Below are 16,315 nucleotides of genomic sequence, written 5' to 3'. Positions count from 1 at the left end.
CTGCTTATAGTGACCGTAAGTATTCAATCGAATTAAGAAATCCTAAAGTATCCAGACAAAATACGAACGGTTTTTATTCAACTATGCTATAGTCTTCAATAAATAATGTACGATCATCGAAGTGATTGCTTACATAAGTGAAAGACCAAAGCATGTTCTGTAACTTGCGTTTTTTGTATGATTTGGTACAATTGGTACGAATGAATAAATAAACTGGAGGGTTTAAACTTGAACATAAGTAAACCGCGTAAATTAGGAAAAACAATCAATGAAATCGAGGAAGGCGACTCGTTATCTTTAACAGAATCAATTGAAGATAGTCAGTTATTATTATATTTAGGATTAACAAACGATGCCAATCCTTTATATATCCAACATGATTTTGCACAGAAAACGGAATATCATCAACCCATTGTTCCAACTGTGATGTTAATGGGAATCATAACAAGTGCAGTGTCAAAACACTTGCCTGGTCCAGGTTCTCATGTGGTGAATTTTTCAGCTAATTTTGTCGAGCCGGTTTTTCATTATGAAACATTGACTTTTCAGTTTGAAGTCATTCGAGTGGATAAGATGAAAAATGTTGTGACTATTTCAGTGGAGGCCACGAATACACAAGACAATCGTGTATTAGATGCAGTAGTCATGGTACAACCACCAGAATTAGAACAAGAATTAACTCTTGAAAGTGAAGGTGAATAAGATGAACAATCAAATCATATCAAATAGTATCAACCGCTTTTATGCGAAAGTCTACGGATTTTTAGGAATCGGTCTAGCGCTGAGTGCGATCACTTCCTATTTAGCGATCCAAGTTTTTCCTTATCAAGTAGCAAGCTTCATCAATAATTTTCCATTAGGTTTTATGGGATTATGGATTGTCCAAATCATTTTGGTTTTAGTTTTAGGAGCAAAAGCACAAAAAAATCCAAGCTTAGCAATCGGTGGATTTATCGCATATTCCTTATTGAATGGTATCGTTTTAGCTGTTACATTAGCTTTTTATGATATCGGAACGATCACAACTGCTTTTATTTCAGCAACTGGGATGTTCATTGGGATGTCAGCAATCGGGATGTTCACTAAAAAAGATCTATCAGGTGTGGGTCGTGCCGGAATGGCAGCGTTGATCGGTGTGATCATTGCGATGGTCTTGAATGTTTTTATTTTAAGAAGTAGTGCAGTTGAACTGTTCATCTCATTACTACTTGTCGTGATTTTTGCAGGTATTACTGCTTATGATAACCAAAAGATCGCAAATGTATATGTTCAATCAAATGGACAAGCAAATAGTGGGATTGCCGTATTCTTGGCACTTCAACTATATCTAGATTTCATCAACTTGTTCTTGGCATTCTTACGAATCTTTGGACGTAATAACTAAGCAATAAACGAAGAGCAAGATAAAAATATCTCTCATATGAAAAGAAAGAATCCACAGAATTTGATCGTCAAATTCTAGTGGGTTCTTTTTTGGGTCCTCGATACCAGTAATCACTATTTTTATCCTAAATTACTTTGTTCGCAATCTAGGATAAACGGTATTCAAAAAGTAAGACTGGTGTCTTACGCCTTAGTACGTACCGCTTTTCTAACAACCTTTTGCCTGTCCGTTTTTTCTTTTCGCATTCTTTGGCATTCTTTGTTAGAATGAGAAAGAACTTTATAGTAAGGAGTTAAGCGGATGACTAAAAATAAATTATTACTCGTTGACGGAAATAGTGTGGCCTTTCGTGCATTCTTTGCGTTGCACAATTCGTTGGAACGTTTTAAAAATCGTAATGGGTTGCATACCAACGCAATCTATGCGTTTCATAATATGTTTGAAAATGTCATGCAAAAAGAACAACCAACGCATGTTTTGGTTGCTTTTGATGCAGGGAAAACAACATTCCGAACAGAAATGTACGCAGAATACAAAGGTGGCCGTTCAAAGACACCGGGAGAATTCAAAGAACAAATGCCTTATATCCGTGAGCTTCTAACCGGTCTGGGTGTGAAGTATTACGAGTTACCGAACTATGAGGCAGACGATATCATCGGTACTTTGGCAGAAAAAGTGGATAAAGAAATATTCGATGTAGTTGTCTTGTCCGGTGACCGAGATTTAACACAATTGGCATCAAAAGAAATCAAAGTCGATATCACTGTGAAAGGTGTAAGTGATATTGAAAGTTATACGCCAGAACATGTGGCGGAAAAATATGATGGCCTTACACCGAAACAAATCATCGATATGAAGGGATTAGCAGGGGATGCTTCAGATAATATCCCTGGCGTAACAAAGATCGGTGAAAAAACAGCGATCAAATTATTGAATCAATATGGCTCTGTTGAAGGGATCTATGAACATATCGACGAAATGAAACAAAGTAAGATGAAAGAAAATCTGATCAATGACAAAGAGCAAGCTTTCTTGTCCAAAAAATTAGCAACGATCGATACCGATGCGCCAGTAGAAGTTGATATTGACTCCCTTGCCTATCAAGGAAAAGACTTAGATAAATTGGTGCCTTTCTTCAAGGAAATGGATTTCAAACAATTTCTTGCTAAATTAGATGTGGTCGAAGAACAAGTAGAAATGAAAGATATTTTGTTTGAAGTGGTCCATGAATATGATGAGAGCATGTTCCAGACAAATATGGCTTTATATGTTGAGATGATGGGCGACAACTATCATACAGAAGACATCGTTGGTGTGGCATGGGGAACACCAGAGAAAATCTATGTGACAAATGACTTAGCGATTTTTGAAAATGAAACCTTTCTTTCATGGGTCGGGGACAAGACTCGTCTGAAAAATGTATATGATGCTAAGCGTACGTATGTGGCATTGAACCGCTATGCAGCGAAATTACAAGGGATCGACTTTGATGTCTTACTAGGTGCTTATTTATTGGATACGAACGAGAAAAGTGAGGACATCGAAGGGATAGCGTCACATTACGGGTATCATGATATCCAATCGGATGAAGCAATCTACGGAAAAGGCGCGAAGAAAGGTCTACCAGAAGATGAAGAAGTTTTCTTTGCCCACCTAGCACGAAAAGTTTCAGCAATCAATGGTTTGACGCCTAAACTAAGTCAAGAATTAGCAGAAAAAAATCAAGAAGATCTTTTCCGAAAAATGGAATTACCTTTGTCGATCATCTTGGCTGAAATGGAAATCAGTGGGATCAAAGTGGATGCGACTCGTCTTCAAGAAATGAAAATCGAATTTTCGGATCGATTGAGAGAGATCGAACGAAAAATCTATGAAGAGGCTGGAGAAGAATTCAATCTAAACTCACCTAAACAATTAGGTGTGATCCTTTTTGAAAAGATGGGTCTTCCAGTGATCAAAAAAACCAAAACAGGCTATTCGACTGCGGTTGATGTCTTAGAACAATTGCGTGAGCAAGCACCGATCGTTGACGATATTTTGATTTATCGCCAAATCGCTAAAATCCAATCGACCTATGTCGAAGGTTTACTGAAAGTGATCCAATCGGACGGGAAAGTCCATACTCGCTATGTTCAAACATTGACGCAGACAGGCCGTTTGAGTTCAGTTGATCCCAACTTACAAAATATTCCGATCCGTTTAGATGAAGGTCGCAAGATCCGTCAAGCATTCGTTCCTAGAAACGAAGATTGGTTGATCTATTCTTCTGACTATTCTCAGATCGAATTACGTGTATTGGCGCATATCTCAGATGACGAGCATTTAAAAGCTGCCTTTTTAGAAGGACAAGATATCCATTCAAGTACAGCAATGCGTGTGTTCGGCATTGAAAAAGCCGAAGACGTCACACCAAATATGCGTCGTCAAGCGAAAGCAGTCAATTTCGGAATCGTTTATGGAATTTCTGATTATGGGTTATCACAAAACTTAGGCATTACGCGTAAAGCGGCTCAACAATATATCGATACGTACTTTGAAAAATATCCAGGTGTCAAAGAATACATGGAGCGTATTGTTCGTGAAGCGAAAGATCAAGGTTTTGTAGAAACGTTATACCATCGTCGTCGCTATTTACCAGATATCAATTCAAGGAACTACAACATTCGTTCATTTGCCGAACGAACAGCAATCAATACGCCGATCCAAGGAAGTGCGGCGGATATCCTGAAAATCGCCATGATCGAATTGGACAAACGCTTGAAAGAATCGGACTTGCAAGCGACGATGTTACTTCAAGTGCACGATGAATTAGTCTTTGAAGTGCCAGAAAGTGAATTAGAGATGTTAGATAAATTAGTCAGCGAAGTAATGGAACAGGCGGTTGCTTTACATGTTCCACTGATCACAGACAGCAGCTGGGGCAAAACATGGTATGAAGCCAAATAATTCTTTACTTTTATACCAATAGACAAACATCGAGGGAAAATCTTGGATCGGGTTCGTTCGATGCAGGAGTAGATTGTGACAGAGCTGTCCAGCTCTGAGAATAAGGCGAGAAACCCGAAAATTGTTTTTCAAATTTTGGGGTTTCTTGGCTTATTTCTGAAGTAGTTGCTTCGGGGACACTGTTTATCAAGGTTGTGACAAAAGCGTTTTGATCTGAGCAGTAAGATAGAAAAATGAAAAATAGCTTTTCATATTTTTACAATTTTTAGCTTAATGTTGAAGGTCAGCTTATGGAACACCGTTTATTCTGTTTTAAGTTCAGGAACAAAATAGCTTTTATTTTTGTCACAGATAAGTTCGATTCAAAATCAAATAAGTGAAAATTGTAGGTGAGAAAAAGGATGCCCGAATTACCAGAAGTTGAAACTGTCCGTAGAGGATTAGAAAAATTAGTGAAAAACAAAAAAATAAAAAACGTCCAAGTGCTATGGCCGAAAATCATTGAACAACCGGAGGTACCGATTTTTGAAGCAACGTTAATTGGTGAAACGATCGAATCGATCGGTCGCAGAGGGAAATTTTTGATTTTTCACTTGAGTCATTATGAAATGATTTCCCATTTACGGATGGAGGGGAAATATCAATATTTTGAAAAAGAAGAACCGATCGACAAACACACACATGTGATTTTTTCTTTTGAAGATGGCAGCCAATTACGATACCACGATGTACGGAAATTCGGCCGCATGACGATCGTTGAAAAAGGAGCGAGCAATACCTATAAAGGAATCTTGAAATTAGGTCCAGAGCCTTTACCAGATTTATTCTTATTAAAAGACTTTACCGTAGGGCTACAAAAGTCACACAAAGCCATCAAACCTTTATTACTTGATCAAAAGTTGGTCACAGGACTAGGAAATATCTACGTAGATGAAGCATTATGGGAAGCGAAGATCCATCCAGAGCAACCAGCTGATTCTTTACGCCCAAAAGAAATCAAATTACTCCGTCAAGCAATCATCGATGTGTTGTCACGAGCAGTTGAAGCAGGGGGAACAACGATCCGAAGTTATCTCAATGCGTTAGGTGAGTCAGGGAGTTTCCAAGTGGCTTTACATGTCTATGGACAGACAGGAGAAGCATGTATTCGTTGTCAAACACCAATCGTGAAAACGAAAGTTGCGCAAAGGGGGACGCACTATTGTCCAACATGTCAGAAATTAAGAATACCCAAGTAGGATTTGTTTTAGGTTTGACAGGGGGAATTGCGACAGGCAAGAGTACTGCCGCTGCTATTTTCCAACAATATGGCTTTCCAGTGATCGATGCCGATATAGTGGCAAGAGAGGTCGTTGAACCGGATACGCCAGGACTTCAAGCGTTGGTTCAAGCATTCGGCAAAGAGATCCTCCAACAAGATGGTCAGTTAGATCGGGCAAAACTTGGACAATTGATTTTCGGCTCTGTCACTGCACGTGAGCAATTGAATCAAGTATTAGATCCATTTATCCGTGGGAGAATCACTGAAGAAATCACAGAGAAGAAAGCACAATATCCGTTGATCGTTGTCGATATTCCTTTATTGTTTGAAGGACAGTATGATACACAAATGGATGCCGTCGCAGTTGTCTATATCCCAGAATCTCAGCAAATCGAACGCTTGACGGTACGCAATCAATTATCGAAGCAAGAAGCAGAACAACGGGTGAAAAGCCAACTGTCAATCGAGGAAAAGAAACAACGTGCGGATATCGTATTCGATAATCGCCAAACCAAGGAAGATTTATCCGCTGAAATCAAAAAATGGTTGTTGCTTAATCGCTTTCTTTGAGTAAATCGCAACATTTTGCTATGCTATTTATATAAAGAAAGAGGGGGAGATGATACGATGGGTACATTCAAAAACCAAAAAGATAAAGTAGTAGGTTCTGCGAAAGAAAAAATTGGTGAGATTCTCCACAAAGAAGATTTACAGGAAAAGGGACAGATCCAAGCAGAAGAAGGTAAAATTCGTGAAGGTGAATACCGGGCGAGAATTGCTGAGTTAGAAGACCAACATGTCGAAAAAGAATCCAAGCGACAGGACTTAACCACAGAACGCAAAGATCCGGAAACAAGTCCTGAAGTAAACCAAGACCCCCAATTCGATCATCGTTCAACAGAACAAAAAATCGAAGAAGAACGAATGAAACATTACACGGGAATCGAAGATAAACTATAGGGATTACCCAAGCATTGATTAAAATAGAAAATCAAAAAGAAACAGGCTGGTGCTGAACGCCAGTCTGTTTTCGTTCGTTGAGATAAAAACACAACAAATCTTTCAGTTCAAGCGATTTTTTAACTGGGACAGTCGCATTGCTTAATTGTTTCATGTTATACTAAAGTTAGTAATAAGAAAACGTTTATTACGCTCCACTTGAATTAGTTCAATAAAAAATCAGTGGAAAAAAATCTAAAACAATAAGCAGTGAAGTTGTGAAAATCACTTTGAACTGAGCAATAAGATATAAATTGAAAAAATCCTTTTCATATTTTATAATTTTTAAGCTTAGTGTTGAAAACCAGCCTTTTTAACACCAATGATTCATAATTGGTGTTAAAAATCAACTGATAGAACAACTTCATATGGTACATTCAAATAAGCGATCAAACTACACCAAGAGAGGTGAAAATTACGATGAGATGTCCTAGATGTCAACATAATAACTCAAGAGTGATCGATAGTCGTCAAGCTGACGATGGTCGAGCGATAAGAAGACGCCGTGAGTGCGAAAAATGTTCCTTCCGTTTTACAACCTTTGAACGAATTGAAGCGGCACCTTTATTAGTCATCAAGAAAAATGGTGAACGAGAAGAATTCAATCGTGACAAGATTTTACGTGGATTGATCCGTTCTGCCGAAAAACGGCCAGTAGCGATGGAACAAATGGAACAGATCGTCAACCATGTTGAAAATCGTGTAAGAAGTCTTGGCGAAAATGAGGTTTCAACTAATCTGATCGGTGAATACGTCATGGAAGATTTAGTGAACTTAGATGAAATCGCCTATATTCGTTTTGCGAGTGTCTATCGTCAATTCAAAGATATGTCTGTCTTTTTGAAAGAATTACAAGACATTGTTGATAAAGCAAAAGATACGAGTAATAGTGAAAATGATGCGTAAATAATAAAGGAGGGAGCATTCCTTGGAAAATGCGTGGAAAGAATTACAACCGAAAAATATTTACCAAGGAAGAAAAAGCAGTCCTTTAAAAGAAGAAGGAAAGTCTGCCTTGTTATCCCTTTACCAACCATTGATCGGGGGAGAAGCGTTGAGTCTTTACTTGACGTTGTATTCGGAGATCTCGCTAGAAACTGGCGTAGGTCCTGAAGGATTACACGCCGATTTATTGAGTAGTCTAAGTTGTGGATTACCGCAATTTTATGAGGCACGAAAAAAATTAGAAGGAATCGGTCTTTTAGAAGTCTATTTCAAAAAAGATGAAAATTTGGGTAATTGTTTTCTTTATGAGTTGCTAGAACCGATGGACGTTCCTACGTTTTTCAATGACACGTTACTTTCTTTTTTACTTTTAGAAAAAGTTGGCGAACGTCGATTCAACCAATTGACGGAATTATTTAAGCCAAAAAATCTTTCGCATGAAGGCTATCAAAAAATCACTAAGAAGTTTTTGGAAGTCTATCGGTTCAATGAAACAGTCTATGCAGCAAACCAAGAACAAGTGGAATCGATCCAGCAACAATTCACAACTGTTGAACCCAAATCATTGATCGCAGATTCAGACTCGTTTGACTGGACGTTTTTAACCGATTGGTTGAAGAAACAACACATCAATCAGTTGACAGAACCAGTTCTGCAACAAGCGAAAACATACCAACAACTCTATGGCTTCGATGAACTGACTTTAGGAGAGTTGCTTCTACAGTCATTTGATTTTACGACAGAAGAAGTATCTTTAAAAGAACTCCAACGGATCGTCTTGTTACGGCAGCAACAGCAGAATACGTTGCGACAATCGAGCAACACTCTGGTTACCGATCAGTCTGCTGAAACAGGTGTCCCTGTCAATCAGGCGTTGCCTAGTGCTGCACAACAATTGATCCAAGTCGCACGCCAAACCCCACCGATGCGTTATCTCGAAGCGATAAAAAAAGAAAAAGGCGGGTATGTTTCCAAACAGGAAAATTGGTTGTTGCAAGATTTGGTCACTCAATCCGGTCTGTCTAGCAGTGTCATCAACATTTTGATCAACTATGTGTTAGTTATAAAAAACCATGCGAGCTTAAATGCGAGCTTCGTGAATACGATCGCTAATGAGTGGGCGCAAAAAAAAATCAGTACGCCAGAAGAAGCGATTGAACATCTCCATACATTGAGTACGAAAGCGAAACAACCGAAAGCGTCAAAACAAAACAACACGTCAAATTATCGCCGAAATGTAAGGCGAGAAAAATTGCCTGATTGGGTCAATCAACCAAAAGACGAAACGCAAATCAGTACAGAGAAAAAAGCCGAGATCGATCGTCGCTTCAAAGAGTATCTGGCTAAAAAGGAAGGTGAGAGCTAATGGAAGATGTGGGAAAAGAACTGAAGAAAATCATCAGTAAACGCAACTACCAAGAAAAGTATTCCGAGATGATTGCTGAAGTTTTGAATGATGCGGATGTTCAAGCCTTTCTGTCAGCCCATCAAGACCGATTGACGCAAGCGGATATCGAAAAAAGTTATGCCAAACTCTATGAGTATGTCCAAGAAAAAAGAAAATATCAAACGAACGATCCAACCATGATCGCTCCCGGATATGAACCAAAATTGACATTGAATTTCCACTATGTCGACGTCACCTACGTGCCGACAGAAGCACTCTTAGCTCGTCAAAAACAAGAAGAGATCAAGAGTCGTGTGAAAGCAATGGATATGCCCAAAGACATCCAATCTGCTTCCTTTGAAAATTTTGAACGAACAGATGGACGTGGCTATGCAAGCTTGGAAGCATTAGACTTCGTTGAACAATATTCAGCTGATCCTAAAAGCTTTCACAAAGGGTTGTACTTGGTCGGAAGTTTTGGTATCGGGAAAACCTATCTTTTAGGTGCAACAGCGAAAGAATTGGCAGTCAAAGGATTCACCACAACGTTGGTTCATTTTCCAACATTTGCAGTGGAAATGAAGCAAGCCATCGGTAAAGATCAAGTGGCTGAGAAGTTAGATGCGGTGAAGAAATCGCCGATCTTGATGATCGATGATATTGGAGCGGATGCGATGAGTAGTTGGATCCGTGACGAAGTATTTGGTGTCATCTTACAGTATCGGATGCAAGAACAATTGCCAACGTTCTTTTCTTCAAACTTCACGATGAACGAATTAGAACAGCATTTGACGGTGACACAACGAGGCGATGAGGAACCGTTGAAAGCCAAACGGATCATGGAACGAATCCGCTATTTGACAAAAGAAATCGAAATGACAGGCCGAAATCGCCGAAATGGCTAATGTCATTAAATGATTTTTACAGAAACAGGTTGGAGTATCTACTCAACTGTCACTGTTTTTCACCTTTTCAATAAAAATTCATAAAATGAACAAAGTTAAGATGAAACGAATCCATGGACTTGAAGAAATAACCGGATGGAATCATCAAAGCAGTAACGCAAGAAATTACACGGAGGATGTATGATGAAAGCTATTTTAACTGGTCTAGTTGCTGCCGGTCTCTTGTTTGCATTGGCAGGCTGCGGCAACGAAGAAGGAAGTACAGGTTCAATCGATTCGATCAATGCAGAATCGACAGTGGAAACAGATAGTTCTACCGAACAAAAGCAAAGTGTGTTTACAGGTACGATCGAAAGCTTCGGCGAAGCGGAAGGTGATGTATACCAAATCACCGTCAAAGATGTAGAAGAAATAGAAGATCCAGCAAATATCGGTACGTCCTTCAGCAATGATGGGGTGATCTTAAATGCTTCAGTGGATCAAATCACTGGTGGTGTCGATTCCTTGAAAGAAGGAGAAAAGATCGAATTTAAATTGGTAGAAATGGCGGTCATGACGATGTCGATCCCTCCACAAGTTCCTGGAAATTCGATCATTGAGATCACTGCCCAATAAAAAAAGAATCAATCGAAATCTTTTGATTACTTGCTAAAAAAAGACTGGGATATTTTCCCAGTTCTTTTTTCTATTGAACATAAACTAATGTTATGATAGGGATAAGAACAATAGTTATCATAAAAATGTAAATAAGTAGGATAACTTTAATAAGTAAGTGTTTGTCTAAAGTCATGACAAATTGGATGACATCCAAACATTCAGTAGTTAAGGAGTGGAAAAATGAATCACACAGAGTTATCGAAACGTCTTGAAACTGTCGGACGTTTTGTACCGGAAGCTGCTCGTTTAGCAGATATCGGTTCAGATCATGCGTACTTACCCGTCGCATTGATGCTAAAAGGGAAAATCGACTTTGCTATAGCTGGAGAAGTCGTTAAAGGACCTTTTGAATCGGCAAAACGACAGGTGATGAAAAATGGACTGTCTGAGCGAATCGAGGTACGCTTGGCCAATGGATTAGAGGCCATCGAAAAGGACGATCAAATCAGCGCGATCACGATTGCTGGCATGGGAGGCTCTTTGATTCGCGACATCTTAGAATCTGGTCGACAAAACCAGCGCTTATCGGGAGAAGAACGTTTGATTCTACAGCCCAATATTGGCGAAAAAACTTTAAGAACGTGGCTGAAAGAAAATAACTATCAGATCATTGCAGAAGAAATCATCGAAGAAAACAAAAAAATCTATGAGATCATCGTAGCTGAAAAGAAAGAACAGCCCATCGACTATTCTGAAAAAGAGCTGATGTTTGGGCCATTCTTACTCGAAGAGAAAAACGCTGCTTTTTCGGCAAAATGGCAACGTGAGCTTAAACAACGTGAAGTGATCTTAGAGCAATTAAAAAATGCGAGTGAACAAAACAGATATGAGACAATCCAACAAGAGGTGGAATGGATCAAGGAGGTTTTATGACATGTCCATTAAAGCACAAGATTTCATCAAAAAATTTGAAAGCTATTGCCCGCAATGGTTAGCAGAAGAAGGCGATCCAGTTGGGTTGCACATCGGCACCTTGGACAAACCGATCCAACGTGTGATGATGACTTTAGATGTCCGACCAGAAGTGGTGGCAGAAGCCATTGAGAAAAAGATCGATCTTTTGATTGCAAAACATCCCCCGATTTTTAGACCAGTCAAACGCTTGATTACTGATTCTCCACAAGAAAAAATGTACGCTGATTTGTTGAAACATGATATTGCAGTCTATGCAGCCCACACAAACATGGATATCATTGAAGATGGGTTGAACGATTGGTTTTGTGAGCAATTAGGAATTGAGGTCACAGGTCATCTTGTTCGAACACATGAACGTGGCTACAAAAAATTGATCAGTTATCTTCCAGTGGAGGATGCTCCGCGTTTAAGAGCTGCCTTAGCAAAAGCGGGTGCCGGAGAACAAGGAGAGTATGATAGTACAAGTTTTACCTCGATTGGCCAAGGTCGATTCCGTCCAAAAGCTGGAGCGAATCCAACAATTGGTGAAGTCGGCCGTGGGGAACAAGTCCAAGAAGCCAAAGTCGAAGTGATCTTCCCAGAAAATATAGAAGAGAAAGTCTTACAAGCGATGTTTGCAGCACATCCTTACGAAGAACCAGCATTTGATTTGTTCTCGATCGATGCACCAGTTAAAACCTGGGGATTAGGTCGTATTGGGGAACTAGCAAAAGAACAGAGCTTGGATAATTTCGCAGCCCATGTAAAAGAAGTTTTTCAATTGAAAGGTTTACGTGTGGTTCGCCCAACGACAAGTCCACAAAAAATGATCAAACGAGTCGCTATTTGTGGTGGAAGTGGTGAGAAGTTTTATCCCGCAGCCTTGGCTCAAGGAGCGGATGTCTATATTACTGGCGATATTTATTTCCATACAGCGCAAGATATGCAAAGTGCGGGATTAGCTGCAATTGATCCTGGCCATTATATCGAATCATTGTGTAAGGAAAAATTTGTAGAGAAGTTTGAAAAGTGGAAAAACGAAGAGAATTGGACGGTTGACTTTTTTGTTTCAGAAACATCGACCAATCCATTTGAATTTAAATAAAAAGGAGAGTCATTTATGTACGAGAACTTATTACCGCGATTTTTAAGATATGTCAAAACGGAAACACAATCCGATCCAACAAGTTATACTACGCCATCTACCCAAACGCAAGTAGAGTTTGCGCAAGTTTTGAAAAAAGAATTAGAAGATCTAGGCTTGTCTGATGTAACATATAATACAGAAAACGGTTTTGTGATAGCTACACTACCTAGTAATATCGATCATGACGTACGTTCGATTGGTTTTATTGCTCACATGGATACAGCTGATTTCAATGCAGTAGGTGTAAATCCTCAGATCATTGAAAATTATGATGGAGAATCAACGATCGTTCTAGATAAAGAAGGGCGCTTTACCTTGAATGTCAAAGATTTCCCTAATTTAAAAAATTATGATGGCCATACGTTGATCACAACTGATGGTACGACATTATTAGGCGCAGATGACAAAGCAGGTATTGCAGAAATCATGACAGCTATGGAGATTTTGTTGAAAAATCCTTCCATTCCTCATGGGGAGATCAAAGTCGCTTTTGGTCCAGATGAAGAAATCGGAGTTGGTGCGGACAAATTTGACGTAGAACAGTTCAACGTGGATTTTGCTTACACGATCGATGGTGGACCTTTAGGAGAGTTACAATACGAAACGTTTAGTGCAGCGCAAGCAAACATCACGATCCAAGGGAAAAATGTCCATCCCGGTACAGCGAAGAATACAATGATCAATGCTTTACAATTAGCGATCGACTTCCACAATGAATTGCCAGCTGATGAAGTTCCTGAAAAAACAGATGGTTATGAAGGATTCTTCCATTTGATGGCTTTGAATGGTAGTCCAGAAGAGGCGAAAATGAGCTATATCATCCGTGACCATAAACGTGAGTCATTTGAAGCAAGAAAAGCAATGATCACAAGCATTCAAGAAAAAATGAATCAACGGTTTGACCAAGAGCGTATTCAAGTAGAAATGTATGATCAATACTACAATATGCGTGAAATCATCGAAAAGGATATGAGTATCGTTGATCTAGCTGAAAAAGCAATGATCGAACTAGACATCAAGCCAGTGATCGAACCGGTACGTGGTGGGACAGATGGCTCAAAAATCTCTTATCTGGGGATACCAACACCAAATCTATTTGCAGGTGGCGAAAACATGCACGGACGTTTTGAATTTGTGTCTCTACAAGTCATGGAAAAAGCGACAGATGTCATTGTTAAAATCGCGGAGTTGAATACGCAGGTGTAATTGATCCGTTTCATTGATAAAAAAGATTAAATTTCAACCAATAATCTCACATTATTGGTTGATTGCTACACTGCATTGACATATGATTGATTCGAGGCTATTTTAGTCAGTGCTCGAATCACTGTTCATGGGGGAGGGTGAGCGTTTATTTCGCATCCACTCCCTTTGTTTTTTGCAGGAAAGTAGGAGGAATATGGTTTATGAAGAAGTTACTGGTATTTTATAACAAAAGTTCAGGAAAGGATGAAGGGGAACAATTAGCAGAATGGTTCAAGGAGTACGTCGCAAAACACCGACCAGAACTAGAGGTTTATCTAACAGAAACTGGACCGTCGATCAAAGATGAAACATTGAGGGAAAAAGCAAAAGAACATGAGGTAGATACACTAGTCATCATTGGTGGTGATGGCACGATCCACCATATCATCCAAGCATTCCAAGATGAATTAGACCATTACCATGTTGGCTTATTACCTGGTGGAACGATCAATAACTTAGCGAAAGTGTTAGGCATTCCTTTTGAGAAAGAAGAAGCAGCAGCAATGATGTTAGAGGAATCGATCCGCAAAATCGATTATGGGAAAGTGAATGATAAAGTAGTCATTTCTACTTTGACTATTGGCATATTAGCAGACACAGCGGTCTGGATCAGCCAAAAAGAAAAGCAAAAATATGGTTCATGGATCTTTATCAAACGTTTCGTAAAATTATTGCTAAAAAAGAAAAAATATCATTTGGATATCAAAACGGAAGAAGAGCATTGGAAGGGAAAAGCACAGTTGTTGACGATCACGATGTCCAACTCCGTAGGCGGTTTTACTGGTTTCGATGATTCTGCTGCGCCAGATGATGGCAAGTTCCACATCACTATCGTGCCCTCATTAGATTTTTTCCGGTTTGCATTTTATCTCCCACGTATGATCAAAGGTAAGATCTATTCTGTTCCTGGAATCAAATATCTGACAGCTAGTCAAGTCAATATCCAGGCACGAGAAAAGAAAGTGACGACTCGGACGGATGGTGATACTACAGATGACTTACCGATCGAATTAAAAGTCATCCCAGAAGGTATAACGATCTATGTACCAAAAGATGAGCAATAATTGGAGGAAGTTGATGGAAGTATTGATGCATAATCCCTTATGGTTTTATTTATTCATTGTGAATGTTTATCTATTTGGCTTGATGGGTTATGATAAACGTCAGGCAAAAAAAGGCGCTTGGCGTGTACCAGAAAGTAATTTGTTGTTTGTTAGCTTGTTAGGCGGTGGTTTGGGCGGTTTGTTCGCACAACGCATATTTCGTCACAAAACTAAAAAAAAGAAGTTCACGATCGTTTTCATGTTAGGAATCATGATTGATCTCGTCTTGATCTATTTTTTCCATTAAGGAGTCGTACATGTCTACTAAAGGAACAAAAATCAAAATCATCATTAATTTATTATTATTGACTATTATTCTCGCTATTATTTATTATTTGATCAATCAATCTTTTGCGGATATTTTTAAGGAGTTGCTTTCAACAAGTGTCCAAGTGCTTCTGGCGATGTTTTTTTTCGGTACACTTTATCAAATTGTAGAAGGTCGCTCAATCAAAGAGATCGCTAAGCCGTTTTCCAAATCCTTCAGTACAAGTGATGGATTCTGGACGTCTTGTTATATTGCCTTTTATCGGATTGTCTCATTTGGAACGGGTACACTGATCTCAGAAATTTATTTTTACAATAAAAAAGGGATGAAGTTTTCTCAAGGAGCAGGAGTCACTGCCCTGCATATGATCATGTATAAATTAGCGGTGATCACTTATGCAGTCATTGGCTTGATTGTTCAATTTTCTTTGTTCTACGAAAAGGCACCAAATATGATTTGGGTTATCATTGCTGGTATCATTTTGACGGCTTTGATCATTTTATTTCTTGTGACCGTCTCCGTCAGTTTGAATCTTCAAGTTTTTTTCGTCAAAGTGTCCAATCGTTTATTCAAAACTGAACGTTTACGTCACTGGGTCGATACGTGCAACAGCCAGATCTATTCACTGAGAGAAACGGTGCAAACGATCATCCAGGACCGCACCGCATTGATCAGGATCTATTGTTGGAACCTGCTAAAACTACTCTGTTGGTATGTGATGCCTTATCTGTTTTTAGTAGAAAATCATCCACATCTTGATTTTCTTTTGACATTTTCATTTATCAGCTTTGCAGTGGTTTTATCAGGAGTCTTACCAACACCCGCAGGCATTGGCTCGTTTGAATTTGTTTATCTATTGCTCTTTCGACCTGTTGTTGGAACGGTAGATGCTGTTTCTTCCTTATTGCTTTATCGATTTGGCTCGTTCATCTTGCCATTCATTTATGGCTTTTTCTATGTGATTGCAGAAAGACGGAATATCTTACGTCAAGAGATCCATGAAGTAAAGGCAGAAAAAAAGCGTACAAAGGGGAAAATTTAAATAATTTGAACATCTTTCAAGGAGAATTCAAATGGAGAATCAGTCTGAGCTGAAAATGCTTAGATTGATTCTTTTTTGTTTGTTGAACAATATCTGTTCAGCAATTGCTTTCACGCAGAATAGGCTAGACGT

16 protein-coding genes are annotated in these 16,315 nt (G+C 39.1%); all 16 read left to right on the top strand.

Features of this window, described 5'->3' with window-relative positions; genetic code table 11:
- Positions 1 to 228: 228 nt before the first annotated feature.
- A complete protein-coding gene (locus tag HZ311_RS00840; protein ID WP_010735307.1) occupies positions 229 to 702 on the top strand; it encodes a MaoC/PaaZ C-terminal domain-containing protein in 474 nt (157 codons plus the stop codon).
- Between the two features lies 1 nt (position 703).
- Positions 704 to 1,384, top strand: a complete 681-nt coding sequence (locus tag HZ311_RS00835; protein WP_019722650.1) for a Bax inhibitor-1/YccA family protein — start codon at positions 704 to 706, stop codon at positions 1,382 to 1,384.
- A 300-nt stretch (positions 1,385 to 1,684) separates the two neighbouring features.
- Positions 1,685 to 4,330: a DNA polymerase I gene (polA, locus tag HZ311_RS00830; protein WP_010735309.1), complete on the top strand. Its 2,646-nt coding sequence runs from the start codon at positions 1,685 to 1,687 to the stop codon at positions 4,328 to 4,330.
- A 401-nt stretch (positions 4,331 to 4,731) separates the two neighbouring features.
- The gene (gene mutM / locus HZ311_RS00825; RefSeq protein WP_010735310.1) at positions 4,732 to 5,568 is read left to right on the top strand and encodes a DNA-formamidopyrimidine glycosylase; all 837 of its coding nucleotides are present in this window, start codon (positions 4,732 to 4,734) and stop codon (positions 5,566 to 5,568) included.
- A complete protein-coding gene (coaE, locus tag HZ311_RS00820) occupies positions 5,541 to 6,161 on the top strand; it encodes a dephospho-CoA kinase (protein WP_178946802.1) in 621 nt (206 codons plus the stop codon). The genes mutM and coaE overlap by 28 nt, the downstream gene beginning before the upstream one ends.
- A 57-nt stretch (positions 6,162 to 6,218) precedes the next feature.
- Positions 6,219 to 6,551, top strand: coding sequence for a CsbD family protein (locus HZ311_RS00815; RefSeq protein WP_178946397.1), 333 nt, complete (start codon positions 6,219 to 6,221; stop codon positions 6,549 to 6,551).
- A 459-nt stretch (positions 6,552 to 7,010) separates the two neighbouring features.
- The gene (nrdR, locus tag HZ311_RS00810) at positions 7,011 to 7,496 is read left to right on the top strand and encodes a transcriptional regulator NrdR (RefSeq protein ID WP_010735313.1); all 486 of its coding nucleotides are present in this window, start codon (positions 7,011 to 7,013) and stop codon (positions 7,494 to 7,496) included.
- A 22-nt stretch (positions 7,497 to 7,518) separates the two neighbouring features.
- Positions 7,519 to 8,901: a replication initiation and membrane attachment family protein gene (locus HZ311_RS00805; protein WP_023519767.1), complete on the top strand. Its 1,383-nt coding sequence runs from the start codon at positions 7,519 to 7,521 to the stop codon at positions 8,899 to 8,901.
- The gene (gene dnaI, locus HZ311_RS00800; RefSeq protein WP_062805163.1) at positions 8,901 to 9,827 is read left to right on the top strand and encodes a primosomal protein DnaI; all 927 of its coding nucleotides are present in this window, start codon (positions 8,901 to 8,903) and stop codon (positions 9,825 to 9,827) included. Before HZ311_RS00805 ends, dnaI begins: the two co-directional genes overlap by 1 nt.
- A gap of 183 nt (positions 9,828 to 10,010) precedes the next feature.
- Complete coding sequence (locus HZ311_RS00795; protein ID WP_010735316.1) at positions 10,011 to 10,442, top strand: lipoprotein; 432 nt, start codon at positions 10,011 to 10,013, stop codon at positions 10,440 to 10,442.
- Positions 10,443 to 10,664: 222 nt separating this feature from the next.
- On the top strand, positions 10,665 to 11,357 hold the full coding sequence (locus HZ311_RS00790) for a tRNA (adenine(22)-N(1))-methyltransferase (RefSeq protein ID WP_137072496.1): 693 nt from the start codon (positions 10,665 to 10,667) through the stop codon (positions 11,355 to 11,357).
- A gap of 1 nt (position 11,358) precedes the next feature.
- Positions 11,359 to 12,483 carry a Nif3-like dinuclear metal center hexameric protein gene (locus HZ311_RS00785; protein ID WP_023519764.1) on the top strand — a complete coding sequence of 375 codons (1,125 nt, stop codon included), beginning with the start codon at positions 11,359 to 11,361 and terminating at the stop codon, positions 12,481 to 12,483.
- Between the two features lie 15 nt (positions 12,484 to 12,498).
- The gene (pepT, locus tag HZ311_RS00780) at positions 12,499 to 13,731 is read left to right on the top strand and encodes a peptidase T (protein WP_023519763.1); all 1,233 of its coding nucleotides are present in this window, start codon (positions 12,499 to 12,501) and stop codon (positions 13,729 to 13,731) included.
- Positions 13,732 to 13,931: 200 nt separating this feature from the next.
- Positions 13,932 to 14,834, top strand: a complete 903-nt coding sequence (locus tag HZ311_RS00775; RefSeq protein WP_023519762.1) for a diacylglycerol/lipid kinase family protein — start codon at positions 13,932 to 13,934, stop codon at positions 14,832 to 14,834.
- A gap of 13 nt (positions 14,835 to 14,847) precedes the next feature.
- Positions 14,848 to 15,120 (top strand): DUF1294 domain-containing protein, encoded by a 273-nt coding sequence (locus HZ311_RS00770; RefSeq protein ID WP_010735321.1) that lies wholly within the window; start codon positions 14,848 to 14,850, stop codon positions 15,118 to 15,120.
- 10 nt (positions 15,121 to 15,130) lie between these two features.
- Positions 15,131 to 16,183, top strand: a complete 1,053-nt coding sequence (locus HZ311_RS00765; protein WP_010735322.1) for a lysylphosphatidylglycerol synthase transmembrane domain-containing protein — start codon at positions 15,131 to 15,133, stop codon at positions 16,181 to 16,183.
- The last annotated feature ends 132 nt before the right edge of the window (positions 16,184 to 16,315 follow it).

It is taken from the genome of Enterococcus mundtii, from assembly GCF_013394305.1.
In the GTDB taxonomy this organism is placed as follows: Bacteria; Bacillota; Bacilli; order Lactobacillales; family Enterococcaceae; genus Enterococcus_B; species Enterococcus_B pernyi.
This window is presented reverse-complemented; position numbering and strand designations above follow the sequence as displayed.